The following is a 7,647-nucleotide window of genomic DNA, read 5'->3' as shown; positions in this document are numbered from 1 at the left end:
CATATTATCAATCTTCTAAAGATTGGGATGATTCACCTATAGTTGTTAATGGAGCATCTAATGTATTTGTTAAGATCTTAGAAGAAAAAGGAAAACATTCGAGATCCATTTTTGGTGTTCAAGATTTACCCAGAAATTTCGGTGTTGGTTTAACAGCAACATTTACTATAAAAACATAAAAAATGCTAAAGATTCACCATTTAAGAAATGCCACAATGATTGTGGAAACAGAGAAAGATGTCATTTTAATTGATCCAATGTTAGGAGATCAAGGCTTCATGCCTTCTTTTACTTTATTCAGACACAAGGCAAGAAGAAACCCAACAGTTCCGCTTCCTACAAATGCTAATTTAATATTAGAAAAAGTAACACATTGCCTAATAACACATCAACACCCAGATCACATTGATAGTAAAGGAGTTGAATTCTTAATCAAAAAAAACATTCCTATTACGTGTAGTGTAAGGGACGAAAAAGCGCTTAAGAAGAGAGGACTAAATGTTGTTCAATCATTGAAATACTGGGAGAAACAAATGTTTTTAGGAGGAACCATTGAAGGTATACCTGCAAAACATGGTTACGGATTTGTGGCAAAACCCATGGGTAATGTAATTGGGTTTTACATAAAACTACCCAATCAAAAATCTATCTACCTCAGTTCTGATACTATTTACACCACTTCAGTAGATAAAGTTTTAAAAAATTATCGTCCTGATATTAGTGTTTTAGCTTGTGGCGCGGCTCAATTCGATTTATTTAAACAACTTATTATGAATGTAGATGATATTTTAAAGTTTGTAAAGAACACTTCAGGAAAAGTTATCGCGAACCATATGGAATCAATAAATCATTGTCCATTAACTAGAAAAGAGTTAAAAAAAATATTAATAAATAACAACTTAATGGATAATGTTTTAATTCCTGAAGATGGAAAAATAATGGTTATGGATTAATCAACAGGATATAATAAATAGAAAAACTAACAATTATGGCTAAAAACTTTGCAGAAATAGCTTTTACTGAAGCAGTCAAAAAATTACAGGAAAAACATGGTAGTCGGAACAGTTATGAACGCATGGGGAAATTTAGCGTAATTGATGGATTAACAAATAATGAAATATCATTTATTGAAAATCGTGACAGTTTTTATTTAGCTTCAATTGGAGTTAAAAAGTTTCCTTATGTACAACATCGTGGCGGCCCAAAGGGCTTCTTAAAAGTATTAAGCCCCAAAAGAATAGGCTTTATAGATTTTATTGGAAACAAGCAATATGTTTCTGTAGGTAATATGGCAACAAATAATAACGTGTCTCTTATTATAATTGATTATCCTACAAGAACTCGGCTTAAAATATTTGCCAAATCCGAAGTTATAGAACTCAAGGATAATCCTGAATTATACCAACAATTAAATCTACAAGATTATAAATTTCGACCTGAACGAATGATGGTATTTCATATAGAAGCTTATGATTGGAATTGTCCTCAACACATTAAACCCCGTTATACGGTTGAAGAAATAAACGAAGCATTTTTACCTCAAAAAGATTATATAGCAAAACTTGAAGCAGAAATATTAGAATTGAAAAAACAAATAAAACAATAAAACCACATTCAAAATGAAAATAGCAATCAACGGAATGGGACGCATAGGAAGAGCTGCCCTTAAAGTAATTTTAGATTCACCAAAACTTGAATTAGTAGCTGTAAACGATATTGTTTCGATAGAAAATATAGCATACCTAATCAAATACGATTCGGTTTACGGTATTTATGAAAAGGAAGTGTCGCACGACGATAACAATCTTATTGTAGAAGGAAAAAAAATTCAGTTCAATTCAATACGCAATCCCGAAGAATTACCTTGGAAAGAAAACAATATTGACCTTGTCATTGAGAGTACAGGATTTTTCACCTCTAGTGAAGATGCGGAAAAACATATTAAAGCTGGTGCAAAAACAGTCATAATTTCTGCTCCTACTAAAAGTGGAGATATTCCTACTGTAGTACATGGCGTAAATACAGAAGATGGTAAGACCAAAGTTTTTTCTTGTGCAAGCTGTACAACAAATAATATTAGCCCAGTAGTTGAAGTTTTAGGTCGCAGAATAGGAATTAAAAAAGCTATAATGACGACAGTTCATGCCTATACAGCTTCACAAGGCATTGTTGATGCTCCTTCAAAAAAGAACTTTAGAATGGGAAGAGCAGGTGCTACAAATATTATACCTACATCAACAGGCGCAGCAATTGCAACAACCAAAGCTTTACCAGAATATGAGGGGAAATTTGATGGTGTAGCGCTTCGTGTTCCTATTCCTGTTGGATCTATTTCAGATTTAACTTTTGTGACAGAACGACCAGTAACCATAGAAGAGGTAAATACAATTTTTGATGAGGAATCAAAAACAAGTCGGTATAAAAATATATTGACCACAACAACAGAACCAATAGTATCCTCTGACATTGTAAAGAGTCCGTTTGCTTCTACCATTGATTTGAATATGACAAGAGTTGTGGATGGAGATTTACTAAAAGTAATGACTTGGTACGATAATGAATGGGGATTTACCAATCAGATGATACGCCAGATTCTAGAAATGCAATACTAGATAAAAAAATTTCTAAATATAAAAAAGCCTTACAGAGATGTAAGGCTTTCATCTTATTGGTGGTCCCACGAGGACTCGAACCTCGGACCACCTGATTATGAGTCAGGTGCTCTAACCAACTGAGCTATAGGACCAATTGACTATTGTCAATAGCTTTATTACTAAAGCGTGTGCAATATTACTACATATTTTAAAACTCTACAAGAAAAACAAATCGTTTTAGCCCTTAATTTCTTGGCATAATTCCACCAAAACACCATTTGTGGATTTTGGATGTAAAAAAGCGATTAGCTTATTGTCTGCACCTTTCTTTGGTGCTTTATGTATCATTGTAAAACCCTCTTTAGTTAATCTTTTAATTTCTTTTTCAATATTATCTACTGCAAAGGCAATATGGTGAATTCCCTCTCCTTTCTTTTCAATGAATTTAGCTATTGGACTATTCTCATTAGTCGCCTGAAGCAATTCTATTTTATTGGGTCCGCACTTAAAAAAAGAAGTTTTCACCCCTTCACTTTCTACTTCTTCAAGTTTATAATGTTCTTTTCCAAATAACGACGCAAAAAGGTCATTTGAACTGTCTATATCTTTTACCGCAATACCTATGTGCTCTATTTTTCTCATCTTGGCTTCAATTTTGTAGAGTAAAAATAAGATAATCCTTAAATATCATCTACTTTTGCAGGTGATTAGTTATAATAGTCATCATGGAAGAATTTACACAGAGGCAGAAAAAAATAGGAGGTATACTCCAACAAGACTTGGCGGATGTTTTACAAAAAGCAGCAGCTGATGGTGGTTTACGAGGTGTTATCATTTCAGTTAGTAAAGTGAATGTGACTACAGATTTGTCAATGGCTAAGGTTTACTTAAGCATATTTCCAAACAAAGAAGCGCAGCCTTTATTGGAGGGTATTCGATCTAATAAGCCCTTAATTAGACATGAGTTAGCACAACGTACACGACATCAATTAAGGCGTATGCCACAACTTGAATTTTTTATAGACGACTCACTAGAATATATTGATGGTATTGAGCGTTCACTTAAAGGAAAAGATAATCCTCTTGAAAACCCAGATTTATTAGGTAAGCGAAAAAAATCTTAATTGAATTTTCCTTTATATATAGCAAAACGTTATCTGTTTTCTAAAAGCAGTAATAATGCTATAAATATAATGACACTCATTGCATCAGGTGGTGTTATCATTGCTTCAGCAGCTTTATTTATTGTCTTATCTGTTTTTGCAGGACTGAAAGATTTCAGCCTTCAGTTCTCATCTTTTGTAGATCCAGATTTAAAATTAATGCCTACAGAAGGGAAATCGTTTCTATTTTCTGAAGACGATATATCAAATTTGAATACTATAGAGGGAATCGCCTCATATTCTAAAATCATTGAAGAGCGCATTATCATAAAGTCTGATAACAAGAATCTTCTTGCAACTTTAAAAGGTGTAGATTCAAACTACTTAAAAGTTACCAACATTGATTCTATGGTCACCAAAGGCAATTGGATTTCACCCAAGAGTAACGATGTGGTTTCTGGTTGGGGAATTTCTAATAATCTATCTTTTGGTATATTTAATTACCTGAAGCCTTTATCACTTTATGTCCCAAAACCAGGAAGAGGACAGGCAAGTTCTATAGAGGGTTATTATAATTCTGAATATGTCAACAATGTTGGGCTTTTTGATATTAATGAACAATTAAATAATAAATATGTTTTTGCAGATATCAACTTAGCAAAATCATTATTAAACTATAAAGAAAATCAAGTCAGTGCTATAGAATTAAAGCTAGAAAATAATATTGATCAGTCTGAAACTAGAGTGCAATTAGAAAGTGCTTTTCCTAATAGATTTATAATTAAAAATAGAGCACAACTAAATGATGCTTTATTCAAAATGTTGAATACCGAAAACTTAGCTATTTACCTCATATTTACCTTAGTAATCATTATTGCTTTATTCAATGTTATTGGAGCTATTATTATGATGATTTTAGACAAAAAGAAGTCACTTAACACGCTATTTAATCTAGGTACAGAGCCAAAATCAATTAAGTCTATTTTCTTTTGGCAAGGCAGTTTAATGACTATTGTAAGTGGAATTATTGGTGTTACAATTGGTCTGTTAATTGTCCTTTTACAACAATCTTTTGATTTAGTAATGCTAACACCCGAGTTGCCTTATCCCGTTAGGTTGAACTTCTTAAATATTCTTATTGTATTGGCAACAATCTTTGCCTTAGGAATTATTGCGTCAAGAATAGCATCTCAACGCATCACAAAACAATTAATTCAGTCTTAAGAAGTAAACTGGTGATCAGAAAATTTCTCTAAAACCTCATCAAAAGCGGCGAACACATCTTTAGAATCATCACTAGTTACCATTTTCATTCGGTATTCTTTAAAGTGCGGAATACCTTTAAAATAGTTTGTGTAATGCCTTCTGGTTTCAAAAACACCAAGAATTTCACCTTTCCAATCTATAGACATTTGCAAATGACGTCTTGCGGCTTCAATACGTTCTGCTAGAGAAATTGGAGCTAAATGCTCACCTGTTTCAAAAAAATGTTTTACCTGTTTAAAAAACCAAGGATTACCAATAGACGCTCGTCCAATCATGGCGCCATCTAGTCCATAACTATCTCGCATTTCAGCAGCACGTTCTGGTGTATTAATGTCTCCATTTCCAAAAACAGGAATATGCATGCGTGGATTATTTTTAACCTCTGCTATAGGCTTCCAATTAGCATCCCCTTTATACATTTGAGCTCTGGTTCTACCGTGAATAGCAATGGCTTTACAACCCACATCTTGTAAACGTTCAGCAACTTCAACGATTTTTATAGAATCATGATCCCAACCTAATCTAGTTTTAACTGTGACTGGTAAATTGGTTCGTTTTACCATTTCTGCAGTGAGCTTTTCCATTAAGCAGATGTCCTTTAAAATTCCTGCTCCAGCTCCTTTTGAAACTACTTTCTTAACAGGGCAACCAAAGTTGATATCAATAATATCTGGGTTTGACTTTTCTACAATGTCAATAGTCTGCAACATACTTTCCATGTTAGCTCCAAAAATCTGAATACCAACTGGTCGTTCTTTCTCATAGATATCTAATTTCATAACGCTTTTTGCCGCATTACGAATTAAGCCTTCGCTAGACACAAACTCAGTATAAACCACATCTGCACCTTGCTCTTTACACAACGCTCTAAAAGGTGGGTCGCTAACATCTTCCATAGGTGCTAAAAGCAGTGGAAAGTCTGGTAATTCTATGTTGCCTATTTTAACCAAGTTTTAAATTTTGATGCAAAGCTAAGTTATTTTAAAATATTAGTTAGAACTACTGGTTTTAGGATAGACATAATTTAAAACCCATAACCCATAAAATCCTAGAATGAATTCTCCCAAAATTCCAAAAACATAGGCGAAGGTTGGAGTGCCATCTATTACTATGCTTAACAATCTTCCTGTGGCTAGAGCAAGCATGAAAATAGTGTTGGTAACTAAAGCAAACTTTAAATAATTGGTTCTAAAAATACCCAAAACCCATAATACAGAAAAGCCCAAATACAATCCCATTACGGCTTTGAAGAAATTTTGCTCATCTATAGTTCCTAAATAAATATTGAACTGTGAGCTTGGATTAAAACCATAAATAAACGCAACAGGAACCACAATTAACACAGAAATAATTAGATGTATTTTCGTGATGAAACCCTGTTTTGATTTTAACATTAGAATTTTACTTTCGTTTCCACTATTTCCTCTCCTCGTTTTACAGTAATATCCGCTTCATCTCCTTTATCGAAAACAGATAATGCTCTCATATAACTCATCATATCTGTAATCGTACTATCTCCCAATTTCAATACCACATCGCCTTTTTGTATGCCTGCATTAAACGCTGGAGTATCTTCACGAGTTCCGTCAATTCGCATACCTTTTCCATCATACAAATAATCTGGTACCACTCCCAAACCTACTTTAAAGCGAGGTGTTTCATCGCTTTCATTTTTAGTTTTTCTAAAGGCTAATTCGCCATTATCATCTAAGTCATTAATAATATTATAGATATAATCAGAAATTAAATTCATTCCAACATAATTCAGTTTTTCAGAATCATCTCCTGGTTTATGATAATCTTCATGCTGACCAGTAAAGAAATGTAACACGGGAATATCAATTAAATAAAACGATGTGTGGTCACTAGGTCCTACTCCACTTTCGTTTTCTACTAGTTTAAATTTATCATTATTAGATTTCAAGGTTTGCTTAAACATTGGAGAGGTTCCTGTACCATAAACAGCCAATGTGCTATCTGCTTTCATACGACCCACCATATCCATGTTAATCATATAGTTGATAGATTCGGCTTCTATTGTTGGATTTTTAGAGAAATAATTAGAACCCAATAATCCCATTTCTTCTCCAGAAAATGACATAAATAAATAGTTGTTTTTATCCTTACCCTTAGATTGGTCGTTCTTAATTTTTAAGCGGCTTGCGAGATTGAGTAATACAGCAACTCCACTCGCATTGTCATCTGCTCCATTATGAACCGCTTTATCTTTTCCTCTATATAAGGAGCCTTCACCACCAAATCCTAGATGGTCGTAATGTGCACCAATTACAATTGTTGTATTAGCGTTGTTATCTATAAACCCGATGATATTATTTCCCGTAATTGTACTGTCTGCATTGGTTGTAAATACAACTTCACTATGAGGATCTGTTTTCGGTTTAAACGAAAACGATTGTAAATATTCTTCGGTTCCTTTAGGTTGTAAACCTATAGCCTTAAAGCGCTCAACAATATATTCTGCGGCCAAAGTCTCGCCTTGAGTTCCGGTTTGTCTTCCCTCTAATTTGTCATCTGCCAAAAAAGCAACATCTTCCTTTATTCTATTTTCAGCAACTTTAGGTTCGTTTTTACATGATAGAAATCCTATTAAAACAAACAAAAACATTAATTTTTTCATGTGTAAATCTTATTTTTGCGCAAAATTAGGCATTAAAAGCCATTTA

General features: G+C 33.4%; 9 protein-coding genes and 1 tRNA gene. 5 read left to right on the top strand and 5 right to left on the bottom strand.

Going from position 1 to position 7,647, the window contains the following annotated elements:
* The first annotated feature begins 182 nt into the window (after nucleotides 1–182).
* From QZZ53_RS08210 to gap, 3 genes are read left to right on the top strand one after another with little or no spacing between them, the layout of a single operon-like run.
* Nucleotides 183–953, top strand: a complete 771-nt coding sequence (locus QZZ53_RS08210; protein ID WP_296383447.1) for an MBL fold metallo-hydrolase — start codon at nucleotides 183–185, stop codon at nucleotides 951–953.
* A gap of 35 nt (nucleotides 954–988) precedes the next feature.
* Entirely contained in the window at nucleotides 989–1,606 is a 618-nt protein-coding gene (locus QZZ53_RS08205) for a pyridoxamine 5'-phosphate oxidase family protein (protein WP_296383445.1), read from the top strand.
* Between the two features lie 13 nt (nucleotides 1,607–1,619).
* Entirely contained in the window at nucleotides 1,620–2,612 is a 993-nt protein-coding gene (gap, locus tag QZZ53_RS08200) for a type I glyceraldehyde-3-phosphate dehydrogenase (RefSeq protein ID WP_296383443.1), read from the top strand.
* 57 nt (nucleotides 2,613–2,669) lie between these two features.
* Here the strand turns inward: gap and QZZ53_RS08195 are convergent.
* Nucleotides 2,670–2,746: transfer RNA gene (locus tag QZZ53_RS08195), tRNA-Ile, on the bottom strand.
* A gap of 85 nt (nucleotides 2,747–2,831) precedes the next feature.
* Nucleotides 2,832–3,236, bottom strand: a complete 405-nt coding sequence (mce, locus tag QZZ53_RS08190) for a methylmalonyl-CoA epimerase (RefSeq protein ID WP_296383442.1) — start codon at nucleotides 3,234–3,236, stop codon at nucleotides 2,832–2,834.
* 83 nt (nucleotides 3,237–3,319) lie between these two features.
* Between mce and rbfA the strand changes: the two genes are divergently transcribed.
* Together rbfA and QZZ53_RS08180 are read left to right on the top strand one after the other, a co-directional pair.
* Nucleotides 3,320–3,718 carry a 30S ribosome-binding factor RbfA gene (rbfA, locus tag QZZ53_RS08185; protein WP_296383441.1) on the top strand — a complete coding sequence of 133 codons (399 nt, stop codon included), beginning with the start codon at nucleotides 3,320–3,322 and terminating at the stop codon, nucleotides 3,716–3,718.
* A complete protein-coding gene (locus tag QZZ53_RS08180; protein ID WP_296383440.1) occupies nucleotides 3,719–4,921 on the top strand; it encodes an FtsX-like permease family protein in 1,203 nt (400 codons plus the stop codon).
* Here QZZ53_RS08180 and dusB read toward each other — a convergent pair.
* The 3 genes from dusB to QZZ53_RS08165 are packed head-to-tail and all read right to left on the bottom strand — an operon-like array spanning nucleotide 4,918 to nucleotide 7,601.
* Nucleotides 4,918–5,913: a tRNA dihydrouridine synthase DusB gene (dusB, locus tag QZZ53_RS08175; protein WP_296383439.1), complete on the bottom strand. Its 996-nt coding sequence runs from the start codon at nucleotides 5,911–5,913 to the stop codon at nucleotides 4,918–4,920. The two genes, QZZ53_RS08180 and dusB, sit on opposite strands and share 4 nt — an antisense overlap.
* 39 nt (nucleotides 5,914–5,952) lie before the next feature.
* Nucleotides 5,953–6,357 (bottom strand): DUF4345 domain-containing protein, encoded by a 405-nt coding sequence (locus tag QZZ53_RS08170; RefSeq protein WP_296383438.1) that lies wholly within the window; start codon nucleotides 6,355–6,357, stop codon nucleotides 5,953–5,955.
* Nucleotides 6,357–7,601, bottom strand: a complete 1,245-nt coding sequence (locus tag QZZ53_RS08165) for a M28 family peptidase (protein ID WP_296383437.1) — start codon at nucleotides 7,599–7,601, stop codon at nucleotides 6,357–6,359. Before QZZ53_RS08165 ends, QZZ53_RS08170 begins: the two co-directional genes overlap by 1 nt.
* Nucleotides 7,602–7,647: the final 46 nt, after the last annotated feature.

The sequence above is a fragment of the Winogradskyella sp. genome, from assembly GCF_016744625.1.
GTDB lineage: Bacteria > Bacteroidota > Bacteroidia > Flavobacteriales > Flavobacteriaceae > Winogradskyella.
This window is presented reverse-complemented; position numbering and strand designations above follow the sequence as displayed.

Excerpts from the sequence above, each read along its gene's own strand:
- QZZ53_RS08210 (WP_296383447.1), top strand. The coding sequence starts at position 183 with ATGCTAAAGATTCACCATTTAAGAAATGCCACAATGATTGTGGAAACA.
- QZZ53_RS08205 (WP_296383445.1), top strand. The coding sequence starts at position 989 with ATGGCTAAAAACTTTGCAGAAATAGCTTTTACTGAAGCAGTCAAAAAA.
- gap (WP_296383443.1), top strand. The coding sequence starts at position 1,620 with ATGAAAATAGCAATCAACGGAATGGGACGCATAGGAAGAGCTGCCCTT.
- mce (WP_296383442.1), bottom strand. The coding sequence starts at position 3,236 with ATGAGAAAAATAGAGCACATAGGTATTGCGGTAAAAGATATAGACAGT.
- rbfA (WP_296383441.1), top strand. The coding sequence starts at position 3,320 with ATGGAAGAATTTACACAGAGGCAGAAAAAAATAGGAGGTATACTCCAA.
- QZZ53_RS08170 (WP_296383438.1), bottom strand. The coding sequence starts at position 6,357 with ATGTTAAAATCAAAACAGGGTTTCATCACGAAAATACATCTAATTATT.
- QZZ53_RS08165 (WP_296383437.1), bottom strand. The coding sequence starts at position 7,601 with ATGAAAAAATTAATGTTTTTGTTTGTTTTAATAGGATTTCTATCATGT.